This is a genomic window from Pantoea sp. ME81 (genome assembly GCF_903970985.1).
Lineage (GTDB): Bacteria > Pseudomonadota > Gammaproteobacteria > Enterobacterales > Enterobacteriaceae > Pantoea > Pantoea communis.
The window spans coordinates 1-20,302 of sequence record NZ_CAJCKS010000004.1; the positions used below are offsets into that span (position 1 = coordinate 1).

Here is a 20,302-nt window from a genome sequence, read left to right on the forward strand (position 1 = left end):
CACGAAGCTTGTGCGGGCTGTAAGTCCGGTCTGCGCCCTCACCCTCTGTGATATCCATGAAGCCGCCCTGATTGCGCATTATCCACTCATTGCATCGCTCAATCGACCAGTCGTGATGCGCCTGATAGAGCGCTGTGCGGAACGCTGATGTGGTGATCACCTTGCGGCCTGATGCGTCTAGCGTGATGGCGCGGATGAAGGCCGGTTTGATTTCGTAGTCGCGGGGCATAGCGCGCCCTCCCGATAAAATACTGTATACACACACAGTATTATTGATCGGTGAAACTGATCAAGTGGAAGGTGCAGATAGATTGGGAAGGGACTGGCGGGAAAGGGAATTTAGTTGGTGAGTGCTGTGCAACAGTCTGTTGACCTTCTGGAGTATATGCCCGATCATGGTGAAAAGAATGAAGTGGGATTGAAAATGAAAGAACAAAAACCAGCCTCTTATTATGGCTTAATAGCTCTTAAGTGGCTGTTCAGGGTGTTAGGTATTATGTCTATTTTGTGTATTTTTGACCTAATACCAAAACCAGATAGCGATAACTTATTCTATTTAGGATTCGTAATTCTTTGGGCATTTTCTGAGTGGGATTGGTTTAGAAAAGGAAAAAGAATAAAAGAGGGTAATAAATGAAGTTGTTGACCAGAATTTTTGGGCTCTATCTACTATTTAATATTTTAGTCATGAAGTCATACCTATGGGAAAACAAATTTTATTTCTATATAGAAGTGATTGGCATAGTTATCTGGATGGCTAGTGAATTCTCTTGGTTCAAAGAAAGCAAAAATAAAAGCAACAAGGCCGGATAATACCGGCCATTGCATCAGCATTCGATCTTTTTCCCGCTAGAAACTTTGAACCACGCCTCAACTCTATCTTTGTTCGACAATATTGGCTTTTCAATTAGCACCCAAGACATAGATGCAAGCGCAATACTTGTCACCACCCACACGGAAACATTAAGAAGGCTGTGCGTTGAAACAGGTGTAAATCTTGTTCCTACAAATATTTCAGGGGTGAGATTATGAATCAAATAGAATGCATAACTTATCTTACCCATTAAAGCTAGAGGCTTAAGCTCAAGAAATCTTGCAATCCTTGTGTTTTCATAAGCGTATAAATAAAAAACTATGCATACCGAGAAGATTAGGAGTGACGTATACATTAGTTGCGTATTCGCCCCATAATTCTTATGAGACTGGAAAATTTGTGTAGACAGATATGTGACTATAAAAATGCCCAATGATATTTTCATGATAGCTAACGAAAGACTCTTGGGTATGATGTGCGTTTTGTTATTGCTAACTGACCAAGCTAATAATGCACCAGAAGAAATAGTATCCAAATGGGTAAAAGGTAATGCGTAAAACTTCTTATCAGCTAAACCAAAAAATGATGTAAGCGGGGTAAAAAGAACGCCTAACAAAAATGTTGCCAGTATTACATATACGACTTTGTTTTTAGGTGTTAGCAGTATTAAGGCAGGCCATACCAGATAAAACTGCTCTTCCACATCAAGAGACCAAAAATGACCCGTATAACCAACCCATCCTTGAGTGAGATAAATATAAATATTTGTTGCATACAGATAATGCCATAAAGGGCTTATCTCGGAAAACCAGTAAAGCTTGAAGAAAACCCCAATAGTGATGACTATATAAAAGACAGGGACGATCCTCATAAATCTTCTTACGTAAAATGAAGAAAACTTATTCCAAACATGATCATCCCTGTCCTTTTGCTTTAACAGAATTGATGTTATTAGAAACCCACTTATGACGAAAAAGATAGAAACACCAATCCCGCCCAGTTCATTACTTTTCTCTAGGTAATAATTAAATACATAATGTTGAATTAAAACCATTGAAACGGCTATTGCTCTTAACCCGTCAAGACCCTTAACATGCTTCATCTAAGATTTATCTCAATTTCGAATCTGATGCGATTTTAGATATCAAGTTAAGGCTTTGCAAGTACTTGCTTTGGGAATGGTTAAGATAATATAAAGATTATGATCGGCTAGTCATTTCATGAAGTGGCGTAAGTCCCGTCATCGTTGTAGGTTGGTGATTTTTTGAAATCCTTGTCGTAATAAAAAATCTTATCAATTGCATTGAAAAACATGCCTGCTTGACAAAACAAATCTCCAACAGAAACAAGAGAACTCCCATCAATTACAAGATCATCGTTTTCCACGGAAATTATGTTCTCTACTTCGTTTGTTACATTATTTACCATTGCCATCGTAATAGTCATTATGCGAACTCCCTGATTCTGCAACCGCCTGATAGACCCGTGTTACCGTTATAGGCGCTTTGGCTAGCCCCCCTGTAAACGCCATCGACTGATGCCCCCCATGAAGTTCCCGGGAATGGCCCTTGAGCTGGTGCTGTATAGTTTGTCGCTACACCAAAGGATGCCTGAATGGCGTTAGGTACTCCCCGTCCGTATAACGAGTTCACGATTCCAGAGCCTGTTGGCGCAGCCGATGATGCTCCGGTCGCGGAAGTAATCGTTCCGTTCGTTGGTGTTACTGCATAACTTCCCTGCCCGCCCGGGCAAGATAACAATGAGCCGAAAGTGCTGGTTCCCCCTGTGCTTCCTTGACCAGAAGTTCCACCTGGTGATCCGCCTGCACCAATTGTTATGGCTGTTGTGGTGGGGTTGCTGTAACGTGCAAGCGCATATGTACCTTGGCAACCAGGTGAGGTGCATGCTGTCGTAGTCGACGATGTAGCTGCACACCCACCTGTTCCCCCACTACCACCAACCAGTTCAACCTCAATCATCGTTGTGCCTGGTGTAGGTGTGTATGTCCCGCTTGCCGTAAATGTCTGGATGTTCAGGAGGCGGCCTGTAGCCTGTCCAAACTGCATGGCGTGGTTTGACTGTGTCGCTGCGCCTACCGGAAGTGCCCCGCCGCTGTTACCGCACAATACCCACGCCATTAAAGTGCTGTTCCATTCAACTTCAATCAGGCCGTTTGCGATGATCTCACCGCCTTGTAATGCCTGATGCGCATGTGAATAAAGCGGATACGCTGAGCCACCATTTGCTGCGAATGTGCTTGCGCCGGTGTTTGCAATCTTTGCCTTGAAGGTGAAGCGCATTCCATCCGCAAGTGTTGGAATGGCAGGCACAAACTGAGCCACATAGGCGTTCGCCGCACCAGTGTCAGCCGCGTAGGTCATGGAGTTTTGCTGGACAGCTGCAACAAGACCAGCAACCGGCAGGAACGGTGCGTTCGCTGCGGTTGAAATGTTGGCTGCAGTTACAGTTGTCGCTCCCTGAGCCACAGTGATAACCCATGCCGCCGTGTATCCTGTGTCTACGGATGGTGTGGTCTGCGTGCCGGTAGTCGCTGCAACGCCAGCCTTGATAGCCACAGTACAGACGCCAGAGCGAACTGTGTTCTGCGCGGTGCCGGAGTTGTTGGGACCGCTGTACGCTACTGAGGGGTTTACCGCATTGTAGTAAGGCAAAACGGTAGCGCCTGAATCGGTGTCTGAGTAAGTCACCTGAATCAGGTAGTTGATACTCTGTCCGGCTGTCGTCGGCGCGGTAAGCGTGAACGCAGTGGATGACATCACAATGCCCTGCTTCAGGATCGTGTTTGTGGTGTCGGCCGCCAGAGATGAATACGCGCTGTTGTCGACGTTCTGCACGCTATAGATTTCGCCGCGGGCGACGTTGACCACCATTGAGGCTGGGCTTGATGGTGTGCAGGTCAGGCCGCGCAGATAGGTAGTCGTGCCCATCATGGCAGCGGCGAGTTTAGCCAGGCCAATCATGGCGTATTTGTTGGTATTAAGCAGGTCAGTTTCGAGCGGAATTGAGCCCGGATAAACGATTTGACGATCCATTTATGTTTCCCAATAAAAAAGGCCACCCGATATAGGTGGCCTTGATGAGGACGGAGAATTGATGTGTGTTTACTGCAATCGAACCCAGACGATAGTGCCTTCCATTTTCACTGCCGCGATGGCTTCGTAGACCTGTGCATCAGTAATACTTCCGGTGATCATGCTTTGCGATGCGTATTCACCACGCGATGGGGTGCTGTAGCCGGATGGCGTTGTTGAATAACCAGCGATGTAGGGAATGCCTGGACCAGACGGTCGGTAGGCGGTGACGAATGCCTGATATGCCAGCATGAGTGAGCCATAACCGCCAACCAGGTCATAACCACCCGAAAAGGTTGAGCCGGTTGTCATGTTGCTTACCAGAGCATCGGCGCCGCGAGTTACAGCAACTGCATATGTGGGAATGAAACTTGTCAGGCTGTCTCCAGCCTCAATCTGGCCGCCGTAAACGTACAGCCCTGAACTACCATCACCGGCAAAGGTTGCAGAACCACCAGAGTAAACCCATACGCCAAACGTTAAGTAGGTAGCTGCGGCGCTGGTTGTCATGTTGAATGATAAGCGCCACCATCCGCTCGATAGTTGCGTTGCCGTGGCTATGCTAGCGCCGGTTGTGAACGCTCCTGTAGATGTATCGAATACGCAGTCACGAATAAATGCCACAGAGTCAGCCGCCCTCAACCTGAGTTGAGTGTAACCGCCGCCTTTAACGTAAACAGAATATTCATAGTTGGCATTGCCAGAACAACTGATAGTTGCCGAAGCAATCTGGTGATTATTGTTGTCGGTAGTGGGTACAACAAAGCTTGCTGATAAATTACCATCCGGCCCTGTTGTGGCGTAATCGGTTACCGCAACCCTTACTTTCGTCCATCCGGCTGCAGCGAAATTTATTGCCAGAGGAACAAGATTTGTTGCTGCCGCCTCAATCATCAGACCATTCATGGCTGTCGCATATGGGTTTGCGTCATACCTCACCTGGTTTGGCTGTGCTGTTCGCAGTATTCCGCTCAAATCAACGTAGGTTGCCGTTGTCGCTCGCGTTACCGCAACCGCCGCGCCATATGCGCCTGTGTCCATCGGCCTTTGTGGCTCGAATATGTAAGGCGTCTTCCCCGTCATATCCTCCAGAATGTCGATAATTGCCTGCCGGGTACCACGCTCCCTGAACAGGTTAATCTTCATCTGGTTTCTGAATAAATCATCCGACTGACCTGCCGCTCGCTGCATGTTGTTACCGAAGTAATCGTATGCCGCAAGGTCGAGCCATCCATCCGTTGCAGTGCTGATTCTGGTCTGAAGTTTCGCGTAAACATAAAGCGAGTAACACCACGCAAGCGCCTGAGAGCAGGCTGTTAGCACGCCATCCAGAAAAGGACTCGTTGAGTCGAACCATGTTGGCGGTAGCAAGGCTTTAAGCCGGTTGAAAATGTCGTTCTGATCGCCTGTCGCCATTTAGCTCACCGAAATTGTTCCAGCGCGAATGACCTGCTTTCCGGTTGCGGCAATATCCGCTGTCGCGCCGTTTAGGGTTACAGAAGAGACGTTAGTCACAAGTGAACTGGCGCCGTATGCGATGTTGGAGAGCTTCGAGTACGGAAGTAGCTGACCGAGTGACAGACTTGCGATGTATTCCTGAATCGCTGCCTGCACCATGGCAACAATCGTTGCGTGGTCGCCAGATGAATCAGTGGTGATGACCATCACGACATTCGCCGTCACCACTGTAGGAGGGAAGACGCCGAAGGTGATTGTGAAGCCCCTAACCGCATCGATTGCTGAGTAAGCCTGGTCGATAAACGTGCTCGAAGGTGTACCGCTGCCGTCATCAACCACAGCATAGAAATAGCCCGGTTGAGCGGTGCCGTTATAGGCGTAGTTTTCGGTCATGGTATATGTGACGCCGTTTTGCATGCTGCTCAGTGCGTAACCAATCGCAGCTTTGGTCGCCTTGGACAGCGAGGCAATCCACAAAACGAACCGGGCACGGAAATCATCATCTGACTCGGCATCCTCACCGTTAATAAACGTCGTGCTGTTCGTCACCGTGTCGACATACTGGATTGAGCCGGAGATGACCGTGATAGTTCCAGCCTGCGCATTACCCGCAGCACCTGCTGTATCAGCCTGCACCGGTACCGATAGCGAACTAACACCCGCCGCTATCACATAACCGGCCTGAGTCCCGTCATACGCTGCGTTGGTGGTGTCCGCGATGACTGAATATGCCTCAGTACCATCTGTAGTGGTCACGCCGGAACCGACCGGAATCAGCGCCTGATTGGTTGCTGTAAACCGGCTGTAAGTCACCTGCCCGGTTGCCTGCACCGCTGAAAGCCGGGTGAAGCTGAAGTCTGCCATCCATGAATCCAGATCTTCACCTGAACACGTTGCCGCACGGGTCGTTACCAGCAGATTCACTATAAGCTGCTGCAGCCAGGTTGCTACGCCAGCATTGGATTCGGCAATAGCGCGAAGAATACTGCCGATCGCCAAATCAACCAGCCCCGCAGCCTTTGCCTGCATAGCCGTGACCTGGTCACTTACCAGTGTGGCGAATGATTTGATATTGAGTGATGCCACGGTTACCTCGTTACGTCGAAGCTGAGAGTTTCTGGTGTGTTGGAAGTGGAATCGGTGTAGCTGATCGTCACGCTCACCCCGCCATCAACCAGTGAAATTGATACTGATGGAGCCGGGTCACTCGCCACGGCGTCTTCAAGTTGCATCTGACCGGAGATAAGCGCTTTCCACTCGTTAAGATTGACGTTCTGCCCGACTTTCTTGCCGAGGCCAGCGCCATAATCAGGATGGAAAACGTAGTCGCCGGGGTTTGTCATCAGGCGGCGCAGGATTCGCTGCTTTCCCCTCTCCGTGCCGGTGACCGGGCGCAGGTCGCCCGCTGGCGAGGTGCTGAGTTCACCGCCAACATAGTGATAGATGTCGTACATGAGTCACCCGTTAAGATGTGGACAGTTGCTGATTTGGCTTGCTGGTTGTGCTGCCGTTTTCAGGATGGGTGTGGAGGTTGTAGGTCACGCGGATCTGCTGGATGTTTCCATAGAGTCCGTTGTTATCGCTGATTTGCTGCACCACGGTAAGATTGCCATCCATCGTCACGTCACCACCGGTAAAGTGGTGCGCCGGGGCGTCATAGGTGATTTTGGTGTCCGAACTCAGCAGCACTTCACCGCTGTTGAGAAACTTCAGCAGCGATCCGCTTTTGTGGATGAGCCAGAACTCACCAGACGGCGGGCCGGGGCTACGGTCAACATCGTTAAAGAATTGCCCTGCAGCCATGCCAGCACCCATTAGGCCGGAATCGAATTCCACCTCAACAACGGCGCCAATCATCGGGCCCGCCGCCAGTCCCCACCCACTGCCCACCCACGGAGAGCTCAGTGGTATCCACCCTGTTTCCTCGCCTGTCGGCTGTAGCTGAACCTTTACCGCGTAATTGGTCGGGTCGTAGGCGCTGATAACCCCCTGCCGCGTACCACTGTCACCAGCTGTCGTTTGCTGAGCATTGGCAGCCATCGCATTCAGTAATGCTCTCACTGCGTCACCTCCAGCGCCGGGCTGTGATTTTTCCCGGTCATGCTCATCGTGTACCCATTTTCCCAACTCAGTGACCGGCGCACGCTGTCGCACCAGTAACGCTGGTCGAAAGGGCTTTGCGTCCCTTCAACACGCACCAGCGTCTGCGGCGTAAGAAGATTGTCACCAGCCGTAGAACCACTGAATTTCATCTCATGTTGCACAACCTGCTGATAGATGGTCTGGGCAAGGTCATTAGCGGCTTCAGGGGAAAGACCGTTCCTGATGACCCGGTAAACCTGCGTTTTAGAAGTTGAGTTCCCCGGTGTGGTGCCTTTTGCATACTTCGGATATGAAGCCACGAACTGCTTGTTCTTACGCTTCGCATTCCAGCTAAGAACCTCAACTGTCACGCCCTTTGATATTGTCAGTGCTCGTGAAAAGGACAGGTCATCCGACATATTGCATTGCGGGTAAGCCAGGGTTCCGGGGGGCTGCCAGCGAATGACGTAGTTGTCAGCCTTCGCCGGGTCTTTGATAGGCTCAAAGTGCAGGTTTTCACCATCGACATACACCGAGTAGTTCTCGATGGCTGCCAGCGTGGTAATCAAATCCCACTCGGTCTGCTCACCCGTCAGATGCGCGGAGTCAATCTGGTAAAACTCGCCAAACCGCTGAGTGGTTGCTGTAACAACCGGCGTCAGTCCGTGCCGCTGCGCCAGCATCGTCGCTATCTGCGAACTGGTGTAGTTTTTGAAGCTTTCCCCGGCAGATTTGGCATCAATCATCAGCGCGGTGAAGTCGCGTCCATCAGCTGTAACTTCGAACCGCGCGGGGTCGTAATGCCAGTTGTCGATATTGCCGATGATTAGCTTCTTTTCGTCGGTGCCGGACTGCGTGATGATCGAGACAGACAATTCCACTTTGATGGTCGTCTGCGTCGCCCACCAGTTCAGCATCTGCATGTCGGCCGGCATCGCAGAAGGCGCGAGAACAAGGTCAAACGTCGATGCGCCACGAAAACCAACATCCTCAACGCTGAACGAGACGAAAGGAACCTCTGTGCCATTTAAACGACAACGCCCGCTGATTTGGCGGGCGCTTGATTGCACAATTGCGTTGTTTACATCCATGGCTAACTCGTTGGGTTGGATGGAATGGTCAGCGTGTTAATGCCACTTAGTTGCGGGTCTGTCAGGTCGTTAGCAGATGCAATGCTGCTCCAGAGAGAGGCGTCGCCGTACTGATCCGAAGCCACCTGATAGAGGTTGCCTCCGGACAGGGTAACGGTCCGCACGCCGTCCGCTGTCTGGCCAGAATTCACGTTTTTATTAAGGCGCCCTAAAACGTTCTGAAGGCTGTACAGCGCCGGGATGCGTGTTGTCTGGTCAGCCTGACTGAGCAGGTTGCTCACAGTCTTTGATATCGGGTTGCCGGGAACCAGTCCACCAAGCGTGGTAATGTCACTGGCGGCAGATTCAAGCTGCGATAACTGCTGCTGAACGATGGTCTGTGCGGCAATAATTGGCCTGACAACAGCCTGAACCTGCTCAACGGTTGCATGTGCAAAGTCCGTCACCTTCTTCACAGCGCTCTGAACGGTCGTCACTGCATCCGTCACAGATTGCACGTCGATGATGTCGGATAACCCCAGCGCCTGGCCGATATCGCTGTCCAGCAAGCCCTGCAGTGCACCGGTCAGCGCGTCCACTTTCAGTGGTGAGTCGTTTCTCGCGACAATCCCTACCTCGATGGTGTACGGCCTGCGGTAAATGAACTCGTATACGGGCGTGAAATTGGTTATGACTACGGTGTAGCTGTAATCGTCCAGCGTCAGGGTAATTTGCTCGCCAGCATCACGCATCCGCTCAAGTTTATTAACGCGATCGCCAGATTCAGAACCGGTAATCACGCCCGACCACGTCAGCGGGTCATATTCAACGCCCAGCACGTCAATGACACGCTTGCCGCCGACCATCTGATGCAGAACCGTCTTTTGCCGACCGGGCAGCGCTAGGCGCTCAGGGACTTCGAAATCGAGAAACTCGAAATCCCCAAGAACCAGACGTGTAACGGTCGGATCTAACCCCTGCGCGAAGTTATTCAGGGCGCTTGTGAACGACATGGATACTCCGTTATTGAGTTGAGGCTTTGCTTACCTGCCCCGGATAGACCATCAGCATGGATGAGTCGAAGGCGCTGGTAGAGGCTGGGGCTTTGGTTGCTTGCTTGCTCATGCCGCTTACCACTGTGGCCACCAGAACCTGACGACCTTCATGCGTCATCATCAGATTCACTGGCTGATTGGCAGCACTACCAGAGACAGGCGGTATAGCCGGATATTTACCGGTTTTGCGGTAGGCCTGCTCCCGCGCACGCTGGTTATCAAAGTCAGCCTGAGTTGGTGACCACGGCTTGTAAGTGCCACCGTTATCCCCGGCGTTCTGGCGCCCTAACCTCATAATCTCAGCGTTTTCCTGAGTTTGTGAGGCAGTGCTTGTTGGATAAAGCGCTGCGGCGATCACAGCAGTAATCAACGCAGGCAAGCCACCAAGAGCAGTTGCCAGCCCGGTTAACCCGGTAGTTGCTGTGCGACCAATTAACAGGTCGATACCCCATCCAGCGAGTTTAAGCGGTGATATCAGTGCGCCAGCGGCGTGCTTGATGATCCAGAAACCACCACTCACCGCAGCCAGGCCTGTAACAGCGAGCGCCGCCTGCCCGACAAACTTCGCCAACTCAGGATTGCGATGTGCAATTTCCGTCATTTGCTGCATGGTTGTGGTCAGGCTATCCAGCCCTTTGGTGAAGGTATCGAGCAGACCGCCGTCCTTACCCATCACCAACTGCAGGTTTTCCCATTTCTTCTGGAAATCGACCACCTTGCCGTTATAGGTGCCACCAACGGCACCATAAGCATCATTCAAACCTCGTGCCATGCCATACGACTCAATAGAGTGATGAATGGTCGCCAGTTGCTTGTCGATAAGGTTGAACATCTTGCCGCCGGTGCGGCCAAATATCAGGGAGTTTTCACGCTGTACTTGGTCTTCGGTGTAGTTGTTCTTACGGTAGATGGGTAGGATCATCTTCTCGTAGTAATCAACCGGCGACTGACTGAACAGCTGCGAGTTAATCAACGGATTGCCGAGGAAGCGCTTCACGCCACCCATGCTGTTCAGCTCAATCTTGCTGGCATCCCATACACCCATTTTCATCAGGTCATGCGTTACCTGATTTGGCAACTTAACGATACCGTTCAGTCGGTTGTATGATGTCATCAACGCATCACCTGCAGAGCTACCTTTCAACTCCCCGATGATGGGTTCAAGTTCAGCAAACAGCGCCTTGTTGCTCAGGTTGAAGGCCGATGTACCAGCCTTCGCCATAAACTGACGATATTGCGTGAAATCGACGTTTCCGCCTGATGACTGGATGGCTTTAAAGCCTGCATCCATCAACTCGTTGAAGCGCTGCGGGCTTTTCAGTCCGCCTGCTGTCTCAACAAAGCGGAGCATGTCCATCTGTTTAGCGGTCGTCATCTCCTTGGCGTGCTCATCAAGCCCCTGAGATGCGAAATTGATGCGAGCCAGTACCGGTGCAGCCATTTTCGCAGCACGCAATTGCTCATCGAGCGTTGCAGCACCAGACTCACGAAACACACCCTGCGCTTCAGTGAAATACTTCAGCATGTCAGTGGTTGATGTGCCGAGAATCTTTGTTGTTTGAGCGAAATTTTCCGCATCCTTACGGGCAGCCTCGCCCATGCCGTACTGATTAAACTTTTCGGTCATGGTCTGGTACTTGGCGGCTTCATCAACGAAACCATCCAGCATCTTGAAGCCGAAATAACCGGTCGCTAAGTTGGTCATACCGTCAGAGTGGGAACTTCTGCCGAAGTTGCGACCATTGCCAGAACCACCTCCGCCACCTGAACCACCGCCACCCCAACCGCCAGGAGGAACACCATTGTTCCAGCCATTCCAGCCACCGCCTGAACCGGAAGGCGATGGCAGCGCCATCATTCCGCCTGCATTACCGTAACCACCACCGCCGCCACCCCTTGAAGCAGCCGCACCGGCCGCCAAAGCAGGAAGCGCGATTGCAGCACCGTAGCCACCGGCTAGGACGGGCAGGTTTCTTGTTGCATTACTGGCTCGAACAGCATGGTCAGCAGCCGAGCGCATTGCGTTGGCGTACTCATTTGCTCCACGGGATGCGCCTGAGAATTGGTTGCTCAGAGCGTTATTGAGCGATCGTATTGCTGATGTCGCTTCTTTCGCTGCGCTGGTGACGGCCCTGATATTCTTAGCCATCTCAACGAACTTTTTGTTCAACTCGATGGCATCACGGCTCACCTGCATCATGTTGCGCGTAATCTGGTCATCAAGCGCGAGGCGCACGGCTACGCGGTAAGCCTGAACATCCATAGAAACCTCGTTTTACGGGCATAAAAAAAACCAGCCTGGGCTGGGTTCAATGATTGTTGGTTCGCTACTTGTCCGGGACGCACTCACCAAAGACATATCCCTCTTTTTCGTTTCGAAGGACGTAGGAGTTCTTCAGTTTCACAAAGAGAAGGTTGTTTTGCTTGGCAGCAAGCACGGTTTCACCATCCTCAGATTTCACCGGATGAAGCACAGGGCTGGTGATTTTGTTTTTTCCATCTGTCGAGAAGGTGAATGTAGTGCCAGTATCCAGCACAGCAGCATCACGGCTGAGAATCTCAACCGATGGATCGGAATCACCATTATCGAGGTTATGTGTCAGGCTGCATTTAAACATTTGTGCAGCTGTTGCAGGCAGGGAGCAGGCTAAGAGAAGCGATAATACAAGGCTTTTCATCGCACACCTTTAGTTAGGAATGAAAGGGAAAGCCTAGCACGGCCTGGGCGCAAGGTGATGCAAAACAAAATCTGAGTGAGCTAAGTGACTTGATTCTTTCTATGGAAGTTGGGACTCAAGCGCTTGCTTGATAACTCTAATCATCCTTGGTTCCATGGTCGGTGAGTTTTCAATCGCCTCAATTACATTGCGGATGCAATAATCCTGAAGTCTGCCTCTGAAGTGATGTGCATAATTTGCTACGATTTGGTCTTTTACTTCCGTAAGGTCAAAAGCTAGGTGTGTCTGCACGCAATCGACTATGGAGTCATGATTTAAAAATCCATGATCAATTTGAGGAACATCGACCTGACAAGCCAATAGCTCAGGATTGTTTGATATGAAGTTGTTAATTTCAGAGTTAATAACTAAAACGAGAAAGTCTGGCTCGCAAGTTGCTACTACTAAAAATTTATCTTTTTCTGGTGTTGTAAAAGGGCAGTTAAAGTAGATTACCGCCCCAGGCCTCAACTGCTGATCAACCAAATTTTGTACAAACGCCGCGCTAAATAATCCACCGAATTGACTCATACTTCATCCGTCCCTGGAGTTAGTTACCCATGAAGATACTCAAGTAAGTCCTGACCATTTTTAGAATGGGCAGCAATAACTTCCAAGGGGATTTCGTCGTTTCGGCTGGCAGATCGCCATACATCGTCATGGCTAATATCGTTCAGCTCACCAAATGTCAGAGTGCCGTATTCTGCAATTGCTTCATCAAGACATATAATGTCTGATTTGCTTAAAAAGTCCGCGTTAAAATCACGCTTTACATTGACAGCGTGATCGCCGCCAGATGAAACAACCAGGGATTCTCTGACTATCTCAGGAGTACAGCCAGCCGGACATCTCTGGCCGACATCACCACGAGCCAACTTTAATAAATCATAAGCTCCAGATGCAACAGGCCCATTCTTCATCGCCTTATAGTTGTCACCTGTGATTAGTCGGCCATATCTTTCCAAGTGCTTTCTGTCGGCAAAGTACATTAATTTACCAACATGATACAAATCTGGAATGGGAGCTTTAGAGGCTACATACAGAATGGCCTCTAAAGCCTTTTCTGAATCGAAGCGAGTCTTCAGCATCGCGAGTTCCTTAATGAGGCTTACAGAATAAATCTCCCCGAAGTCTAATACCAATGGTGATATACGATCAATCATTAACTCCGATAGATCGGAGCACGTTCGGCGACGTTAGGAATATCGCTTCTGCCTGTTCGCAACTTTTAGCACCAATTTATCTTGATGATGAATGACGATGACCACACGATCCGGTTGTATTGCACTACAACTCCTTGTCGATGCACCCCATAAAAACAGCACTTTTTGTTACGGACTTCAGCAGAAAGGCAATGAATTCATCAATTTTTGCGCGTAGAATCTCGCGCCCTTTAGTGTGGTACATATAATCCAGCATTAATGCTATCAATACGCCTTAAACCCTCTCGAAATCGCGCGCCCAATCGACTCCATCAACGGGTCAATCTTCCGCACGTACGCGGGGCCAATGAAGGGCCGCGGCGGTATGCGGTCGGTGCCAACCTCCTGCCAGAGTCCAATCTCGCTTTTGGTGCCAACAATGGCCGCCAGCCCCACCACTTCACTCTCTATCGAGTTTTTCAGTTCACCAGAGCGTAATAGCGGGTCGTCTTCGGTGAAACCAGATCGCACGCGGTCGGCTTTGGTGGATTCAGCCAGTGGCGACCATGCTTCAAACGGCCCCACAGCAGGCTGATACACGCCGATTTCTTCTTTCGCTGTTTCTTCAATCTCTTTCACGATGACGTGGAAACCAATCTCGATTTCTGCGGCAATTTTGGCAGAGGCGAACGACATTTCCCGCGCGAACATTGCAAGGTCCATTAGCTAGCCTCCTCCCATTTCTTGGTATTCCAGTTGTACCGCCCACCGTCAAACTCGCGCATGACAACCCCCATGGCTATGCGCTCATGGGGCATCATGTCAGCCAGACCGGGGAATATAACGCTGAAAGGAACCCCGGATTTCATCAGCCAGCACTGGTTAACGAATTCGGGGTTCTGCGCTAGTTTTTTGCGGCGGCTTCCGTTGCGTCATCATCCTCTTTAGATTTCTCACGCAGCCAGGCAGATGCAGCTTTCAGGCCGTGCTTTCCGAGAATGGCGAGCATGGTTTCAACCTGCTTAGGATTCTGCGGTACCGGGTAATCATCACCATCAATCTCCGCTACAGCGGCAACCGGGAATGCATACAGGTTCATATACATCACGTTCATCGCCATTTCAGGGCCAACAGCTACTGTCAGGCGTGATTCCTGCACCGGATCGAGTTCGCGCATGGTGAGAAGTCGCCCTTTGGCATCCTTCACCTGGTTGGATTTAACTTCAACTGCCTCTGCTGCCGGCTGGTCATTTTCGTGCACTGTTACCTTTGCCATTTTTTATCCTTAGTTCACTTTCTTACGGCGGTTCGCGGTGAAGGACAGCGTCTGGCTGACGGTCTTCTCACCCTGCTTGTTACCGGCATCGGTCAGATGGAACGACACGCCTTCGTAGCGATATACGCTTACGGTTCCGTCTGATTCAGTGATGCTCTCGGTGATGGTGCCGCGCTGCTGGTCGATACCGTTGAAGTAGTTGTCTTCCCACTGCGCCCAGAAGTCATCCAGCGTGCCATCCATACGCTCAGCAGTGATGGTGCCATTCCAGCCAGTGGGGATTTGTAGCTCATCACTCACACCATTCAGCGGGGTGATTTTCTGATTGGAGACCTGCGGCTTAGCGTCGAAGGTCATGATTTTCGGGATGCGCAATTTCCCGGTTGGCGTGGTGATATCAACAGCGACATCGCGGCCTACTGTGTAGCCCAATTGAGGCATGGTGTTTCTCCAAAAGTAAGCCCCGAACTAAGCGGGGCCTGAATGGTTAGCTGGATGGGTTGTTGGATACCGCGATTGAAACGCTACCTCCACCTTCCAGATTCACCAGGAAGTAGCGCACTACGTTCAGATATTTGACCTGCACGTCAGCCTGCATGTAGCCAAGCGCCACGCGAGAATCAGGGTTATTGGATGCGTCCAGTTTCACGGAGAACGCCGCGCCACCGTTCGGGTCGCCAATCATTCCCTGGTCTTCCAGATTCGACAGAAACGCCTCGATGGTGCTCTTCGTTTCACGACGCAAGTCGGTCGTCTGGTTCTGGCCCACAACATCACCGAAGCTTGCCGCTATGGTCAGCGACAGATAGTTGGTCATGCGGGTGTAGGTGTCATCGTTCTGGCTCTGCACCGAACTGGTGTTGCGGCCTGATCGCATGCCGAAGTAATTACCACCTGGGCATGGGTTGGTGATGACGTCAAGACGAGCTGAGTTGATCGCCCCAATCTCTGAGATTGAGTACGCCTGATTAGCCAGTTGGCGCTGTGTCGCGATAATGGTGCTGATTTGCTTGTTCAGCGTGGAAATATGCGGTGACCGGGACGCGATATTCGCCGCCTCAACCGTTGCAGGGGCAACCATGCGGTTAACGCCGTTCACGGTGTCTTTCCAGTAAGGCCAGTCGCCCACAATCGCCTTAAAGTGCCAGTCATCGACGCCTGCGGTGTTCAGTAAGGTGCTAAGCGCGGAATAAGTCGTGCCTGCGGTGCCCTGGCTGATGGCAAAGGAACCTTCTCCGGTAGCGAATGTCGCCATCGTAGGCCATGCGGTTGTGTCGGTCAGGTCGACGAGGTTAATCACCTGCGAGTTGGTACCGCGCAGCGCGTACATCCCTTTACGGGTTGTGCTGGTGCCGTCAGTGCCCAACAGCGTGGTGTCGGTGATGGTTGTTGCGCCATCGGTGCCGCCAGCCATGGTGTAGGTCGAAGCCACGTTGGGAAGTGCAGTACCTGTGCCGATGGTTGCGATCGCCAGTTGGCTCGCACTGCGAACGCTGGTCTGACCGTTATTCACCGCGCTGACGATGTTCTGCCACAGCGCCGCACCCGTACCGGTGATGTTATCGAAGACCTCAGCGCTTTGGCCCGGCAGGTTGATCGTTAGCTTGTAAGAGTTAACCGCAGTACCAGCCGTAATCGCCGCCTGAATCGTATTACCGCGCGTGCCGGTGTAGATAGCGGTCAGCGTCATGCCCGTTGCAGGAGTGCTTGCCACGTCTTTCAGTGCGATGCTTGCCGCCACGTCAGTGCCATCGGTGACGCGCACGCAATTCAGGTTGCTGGCGCCCAACTGCAGCGAGATAGAAACCGCCGAAGACAGGTCATATTTGCGCACCTGCGGCGAGCCAAGATAAAGCGACTGGTCTGTGTCAGAGCCAATCAGGAACGCGCTGTTAACCGGCCCCCAACTGCCAATGCCGACAATACCCAGGCCGTCAGTCGCAACGCCATTGATGTATCGCGTTTTCGGCGCAACCACCTGCACATACAGGTCAGGTGCTGTCAGCGCCGTAGTGTTCAAACTGCCAGATTGGTAAATCGGCATTTTCTTCTCCAGATAAAAAACCCGCCGAAGTGGCGGGCTGTGGTGTTGCTGAGGGAGGCTTACGCGGCGCGTTTAATTACATAGATGGCCTGCTCACCTTCAAGAACCTCTTTGATGGTGGCGGTATCTGTGATTTCCTCGCCCACCTGGTAATCACCGAAGGCGTGACGCACAACGAGGATGTAGCCAAGTGATTCTGTTTTTGCGGCAGAAGTGGTCGCCGCTGGTGTTGATGCCGGCGTGCTGTCGTTGTCAGCCATGAATTACTCCAGGAAGGTTTTAATCGGGTTGCCCGAGGTGTCGGTCACATTCATAACCGGTGCGACAACCTGCGGCGCAGAGATGGATTGCGTAGTGGCGTAGTTGACCGTGTAAATCAGGTCACGCCGGTACACCAGATAGTTTTCACTGGCATCAGAGTCGAATTGCCGGGTGTAGAGCATCATTGAAGGCGCACCATCACCCAACGATATATTGCTGGATTCAGACAGCATCCCATCAACGGCAGAAGCAATGAGCACGCGCATGGCTGGCGTTGGCGCCCAGATGGTTATCTGGAAATCCTTGGCCTGCCTGCGAAGTTCCCGCATCGCCACACCTACACCACCGGTGCGAGCCACAACTGAGCTACCACTTGCCAGCGTGATGACTGCACCGCTACTGTTTGCGCCCGGTATCTGGTTCGCCATCGCAGTGGCCACGGTCATCAGCGTGTCACCCGCCTGCACCGGATAGTGATAACCAACACCGTCAATCAGGAAATACACGTTTGTCGGCACTGATACGGAGCCAGACAGCGTGATGATTAACCCGTCAACGGTGGCAATCATCGGCGGCTCACCCTTCTCAACCACCCGGTAAGGCCTGCCTAACTCACTACCAATCTTCCTTTCAGACGGCAGCGCCCAGATGGATATGTGTGCGCCACTGGCGTTGATATCCTCCTGTAGCACGTTAGGGACGGGCCAGCCAGGGTAAATTTTGATGGTAGATCCGGTAATGCTGGGTTCCGATGTGCCGTTTGGGTAAACCGTGGAGGCGATCATCCCGGCAATCGTGTTGCTTACATCAGATGAATCAGCCATATCACACCAGTGCCTGCATTGCGGTTATGCGCCAGCCCATATCAGAGAGTTCAGCGCTGGAAATGACGTATCGGCGGCCAATGTCGTCGGTAATGATGTCACTGGTGCGCAGAACGATGTCGCCGAAGTTCGGGAACAGGATCGCGTACCATGGCGTTTTAGCATCAGCGGGCAGATTGACGGGGCTTTTCTCCCCTTTCGTACCCTGCAGGATGCTGGCAGGCCACCCAGACATGATCGCCACTTCATTTGCGGCCGTTGTTCCGCCATAGCCCTGCACACCACCGCCACCGGGTGCCTGTGACGTTCTCAGCACACTGATAGTGCGATTGGTCTGCACACAGTAAATCGGCAGCGTGGTTTGCATTGCAGCAACGAAGAACGTGCCATCCTCCGGCGAAACCAGAAAATCACCCGGTAGAAACTCACGCCCGTCAAAAACGCCAAGCCAGGTGGCCTGCCCGTATTTATTGGGCGCGCTGTAAGTGAAGTTTGTGGTGAAAGAGGCTGGCAGGGTTTGCAGGACAACCGTCTGTAGAGGATTAAACGCACTGTCAGCGCGATATTGCTGTGCACTATAGCCAATGCGCTTCGCCGCCTTACCGTAGCCGATGTAAACCTTTTCTCTCAGCTTCGCAGCATCCATTTCAGCACCTGACTATCTGCGTGGTCCCGCTACCAAGCGCAGGCCCGGGCGCGATACCAATGAAGCCGCACAACTCACGACGCCACTGATTAAACAGCCGCGTGCGGTCGCGCACTTCGTTGACGTTTCGCTTCCAGACCGCCGCCTGATCCGTATCGAGGTTGTCACCTGCACCGGTAATGGCGGATTCAAGCGTTTTTAACGTGGTGACATAATTCACCACCACGGACTCTTCCTCAGCGCTCAACGTTGAAAGGCGGTGATAAAGCGTCTGCCAGGCACCTGAGGACACCCAGCCGTAAGCCATATCGCTGGTATCCGTGGCAGGAATATCACCCTGCATCGGATAGCCCATAAATCGGCGCACATCCACAAGTTGACTGGCAGTCAGCATTATTCAGCCTCTTCCTGTTTTACCGCCCAGCCACCTGAGTAGTAGTTTTTCACTTCTTCAGGATGCACCTGAGCGGTGTGCGGTGCCGGATGAACTTCCGGATCACGCACCATCGTTACGAACGCAACGGATGAGGCATTTTGCACATCAGCGCCAGCCTCGGCGTTGGTGCTGGTTGTGACTTCACTGCCCTCAGCAATGACCTCAGGCGTGTTGTCTTCGGTTCCGTCAGCTTTCTTAGCCATGTTTATCTCCGGATTGAAGCCGCCGGTTTCCCGGCGGGTTAAGGATTAGCCCAGCAGCAGTGCGGTGTGCTCAGGCTTGATGTTGGCGCAGCCCCACGCGGCGGCAATCTCGTAATGCACGCGCTTGTACTGGCGGTACATGGACACTTCGAACGCCATGCCGGTACGCGGATCGGTGATGGTAATGCGGTCATCGGCCATATCACCTTCCTGCGGCAGCGCCGGTGCGCGGGTTGCCAGCAGAATCGCTGAACGGCTGAACGCGAAGTTGGCGGTAAAACTGGCCGCCAGCGTAACGGTGGCACCGGTCGCCACGTTTTCACGCAGGCCCGGCGCACCGATAGCCAGAGAACCACCTGACAGGACGCTGGTCACCACATACTTGTAGTTGCCGATAGTGATGATATCGCCAGCCAGAATGGTGCCGGTACCGGTCTGTACAGGGATGATAGTGGTGCCAACGGTCAGTGCGCCGTTAGTCACATAGCTTGCGCCGGTGCCCGGGGCGTGAGTGACCACACCTGCGGATTCACGCACCTTGAAGCCGTGAAGCTCCAGCAGCGTACCCTGAGCGCGCAGCTCGTCGGTGCCTGCTTCGTTCGCTTTGGTGAGTTGCGCCAGCGTACGCAGGTTTGCACCCGCCGTGGTGTCGATAACACACTGCAGATCGCTCAGCGGTGCGCCGTTATCAGACAGGATTTTGCGGACCTGTGCGGTATCGCTCAGGTTGGTTGCAAATGGTGTGCTGCCAGCAGTACCAGCGGCGCGGGATGAATTCAGTGCCAGTTTACCCAAGTCTGACTCCATCTCGTTGACCAGCGTACGCATTGCCTGCGCAATCTGATTGCGGCGGATATTGGCGTAGCCCGGGCCGTTGTTCACGCCCTTCTGCTCTTCACCCGTCCAATGGAACGGCACCATGCGAGACTTCTGAATGGTGAATGGCGTGTTGCCGATGTTCTGGTCACCGGTGTTTGGTGGCAGCTGACCGGGCACTACATCCTGCGCAGCAGCGGCAGGTGCAATCGGGATGCGGATCGCTTCGCCCACCGCTGCACGTTCTGCAGAGGGGTCCAGCGTAACAGCAGGGATGAAACCGGTCAGTTCGCGGGACACGATATCGCGCGCCGCGAACAGATCAGGGATAAGGCCGGTGAGGTTGTTAGCCATTCAAGTTCTTCC

At 52.2% G+C, this 20,302-nt stretch carries 25 protein-coding genes; 1 reads left to right on the forward strand and 24 read right to left on the reverse strand.

Annotated elements, in window-relative coordinates:
- Window positions 1-229, reverse strand: a 229-nt coding sequence (locus tag H7A81_RS01260) for a hypothetical protein (protein WP_182056484.1), incomplete at its 3' end; no start/stop codon positions are given.
- Between the two features lie 117 nt (window positions 230-346).
- Between H7A81_RS01260 and H7A81_RS01265 the strand changes: the two genes are divergently transcribed.
- Complete coding sequence (locus tag H7A81_RS01265) at window positions 347-637, forward strand: hypothetical protein (RefSeq protein ID WP_182056485.1); 291 nt, start codon at window positions 347-349, stop codon at window positions 635-637.
- Between the two features lie 190 nt (window positions 638-827).
- Here H7A81_RS01265 and H7A81_RS01270 read toward each other — a convergent pair whose 3' ends face one another.
- From H7A81_RS01270 to H7A81_RS01380, 23 genes are all read right to left on the reverse strand, one after another.
- Window positions 828-1,916, reverse strand: a complete 1,089-nt coding sequence (locus tag H7A81_RS01270; RefSeq protein WP_182056487.1) for an acyltransferase — start codon at window positions 1,914-1,916, stop codon at window positions 828-830.
- A 116-nt stretch (window positions 1,917-2,032) separates the two neighbouring features.
- On the reverse strand, window positions 2,033-2,260 hold the full coding sequence (locus H7A81_RS01275; RefSeq protein ID WP_182056488.1) for a hypothetical protein: 228 nt from the start codon (window positions 2,258-2,260) through the stop codon (window positions 2,033-2,035).
- Window positions 2,260-3,867: a phage tail protein gene (locus H7A81_RS01280; RefSeq protein WP_182056490.1), complete on the reverse strand. Its 1,608-nt coding sequence runs from the start codon at window positions 3,865-3,867 to the stop codon at window positions 2,260-2,262. The genes H7A81_RS01275 and H7A81_RS01280 overlap by 1 nt, the downstream gene beginning before the upstream one ends.
- A 69-nt stretch (window positions 3,868-3,936) precedes the next feature.
- A complete protein-coding gene (locus H7A81_RS27610) occupies window positions 3,937-5,322 on the reverse strand; it encodes a hypothetical protein (RefSeq protein WP_255478859.1) in 1,386 nt (461 codons plus the stop codon).
- Window positions 5,323-6,450, reverse strand: coding sequence for a baseplate J/gp47 family protein (locus H7A81_RS01290; RefSeq protein WP_255478860.1), 1,128 nt, complete (start codon window positions 6,448-6,450; stop codon window positions 5,323-5,325).
- A gap of 2 nt (window positions 6,451-6,452) precedes the next feature.
- Window positions 6,453-6,818, reverse strand: a complete 366-nt coding sequence (locus tag H7A81_RS01295; RefSeq protein WP_182056491.1) for a phage tail protein — start codon at window positions 6,816-6,818, stop codon at window positions 6,453-6,455.
- Window positions 6,819-6,828: 10 nt separating this feature from the next.
- Window positions 6,829-7,425 (reverse strand): phage baseplate assembly protein V, encoded by a 597-nt coding sequence (locus tag H7A81_RS01300; protein ID WP_182056493.1) that lies wholly within the window; start codon window positions 7,423-7,425, stop codon window positions 6,829-6,831.
- Complete coding sequence (locus H7A81_RS01305; RefSeq protein ID WP_182056495.1) at window positions 7,422-8,537, reverse strand: phage late control D family protein; 1,116 nt, start codon at window positions 8,535-8,537, stop codon at window positions 7,422-7,424. The genes H7A81_RS01300 and H7A81_RS01305 overlap by 4 nt, the downstream gene beginning before the upstream one ends.
- Before the next feature lie 2 nt (window positions 8,538-8,539).
- Window positions 8,540-9,529, reverse strand: coding sequence for a hypothetical protein (locus tag H7A81_RS01310; protein ID WP_182056497.1), 990 nt, complete (start codon window positions 9,527-9,529; stop codon window positions 8,540-8,542).
- Between the two features lie 10 nt (window positions 9,530-9,539).
- Complete coding sequence (locus H7A81_RS01315; protein ID WP_182056499.1) at window positions 9,540-11,834, reverse strand: hypothetical protein; 2,295 nt, start codon at window positions 11,832-11,834, stop codon at window positions 9,540-9,542.
- Between the two features lie 64 nt (window positions 11,835-11,898).
- Window positions 11,899-12,249 carry a hypothetical protein gene (locus H7A81_RS01320; RefSeq protein ID WP_182056501.1) on the reverse strand — a complete coding sequence of 117 codons (351 nt, stop codon included), beginning with the start codon at window positions 12,247-12,249 and terminating at the stop codon, window positions 11,899-11,901.
- A 99-nt stretch (window positions 12,250-12,348) separates the two neighbouring features.
- Window positions 12,349-12,819: a hypothetical protein gene (locus tag H7A81_RS01325; RefSeq protein WP_182056503.1), complete on the reverse strand. Its 471-nt coding sequence runs from the start codon at window positions 12,817-12,819 to the stop codon at window positions 12,349-12,351.
- A 23-nt stretch (window positions 12,820-12,842) separates the two neighbouring features.
- Window positions 12,843-13,376, reverse strand: coding sequence for a Panacea domain-containing protein (locus H7A81_RS01330; RefSeq protein WP_182056504.1), 534 nt, complete (start codon window positions 13,374-13,376; stop codon window positions 12,843-12,845).
- Window positions 13,377-13,715: 339 nt separating this feature from the next.
- Complete coding sequence (locus H7A81_RS01335) at window positions 13,716-14,153, reverse strand: hypothetical protein (RefSeq protein ID WP_182056506.1); 438 nt, start codon at window positions 14,151-14,153, stop codon at window positions 13,716-13,718.
- Window positions 14,154-14,334: 181 nt separating this feature from the next.
- Entirely contained in the window at window positions 14,335-14,706 is a 372-nt protein-coding gene (locus tag H7A81_RS01340; RefSeq protein WP_182056507.1) for a hypothetical protein, read from the reverse strand.
- A gap of 9 nt (window positions 14,707-14,715) precedes the next feature.
- Window positions 14,716-15,147, reverse strand: coding sequence for a hypothetical protein (locus tag H7A81_RS01345; protein ID WP_182056508.1), 432 nt, complete (start codon window positions 15,145-15,147; stop codon window positions 14,716-14,718).
- A 46-nt stretch (window positions 15,148-15,193) separates the two neighbouring features.
- Complete coding sequence (locus tag H7A81_RS01350) at window positions 15,194-16,750, reverse strand: phage tail protein (RefSeq protein ID WP_182056509.1); 1,557 nt, start codon at window positions 16,748-16,750, stop codon at window positions 15,194-15,196.
- A 59-nt stretch (window positions 16,751-16,809) separates the two neighbouring features.
- Window positions 16,810-17,010: a hypothetical protein gene (locus tag H7A81_RS01355; protein ID WP_182056510.1), complete on the reverse strand. Its 201-nt coding sequence runs from the start codon at window positions 17,008-17,010 to the stop codon at window positions 16,810-16,812.
- 3 nt (window positions 17,011-17,013) lie between these two features.
- The gene (locus H7A81_RS01360) at window positions 17,014-17,835 is read right to left on the reverse strand and encodes a hypothetical protein (protein WP_182056511.1); all 822 of its coding nucleotides are present in this window, start codon (window positions 17,833-17,835) and stop codon (window positions 17,014-17,016) included.
- A 1-nt stretch (window position 17,836) separates the two neighbouring features.
- Window positions 17,837-18,481 (reverse strand): hypothetical protein, encoded by a 645-nt coding sequence (locus tag H7A81_RS01365; RefSeq protein WP_182056512.1) that lies wholly within the window; start codon window positions 18,479-18,481, stop codon window positions 17,837-17,839.
- Between the two features lies 1 nt (window position 18,482).
- Window positions 18,483-18,875 (reverse strand): hypothetical protein, encoded by a 393-nt coding sequence (locus H7A81_RS01370; RefSeq protein ID WP_182056513.1) that lies wholly within the window; start codon window positions 18,873-18,875, stop codon window positions 18,483-18,485.
- A complete protein-coding gene (locus tag H7A81_RS01375; RefSeq protein ID WP_182056514.1) occupies window positions 18,875-19,120 on the reverse strand; it encodes a hypothetical protein in 246 nt (81 codons plus the stop codon). Before H7A81_RS01375 ends, H7A81_RS01370 begins: the two co-directional genes overlap by 1 nt.
- Window positions 19,121-19,165: 45 nt before the next feature.
- Window positions 19,166-20,290, reverse strand: coding sequence for a P22 phage major capsid protein family protein (locus tag H7A81_RS01380; protein WP_182056515.1), 1,125 nt, complete (start codon window positions 20,288-20,290; stop codon window positions 19,166-19,168).
- Window positions 20,291-20,302: the final 12 nt, after the last annotated feature.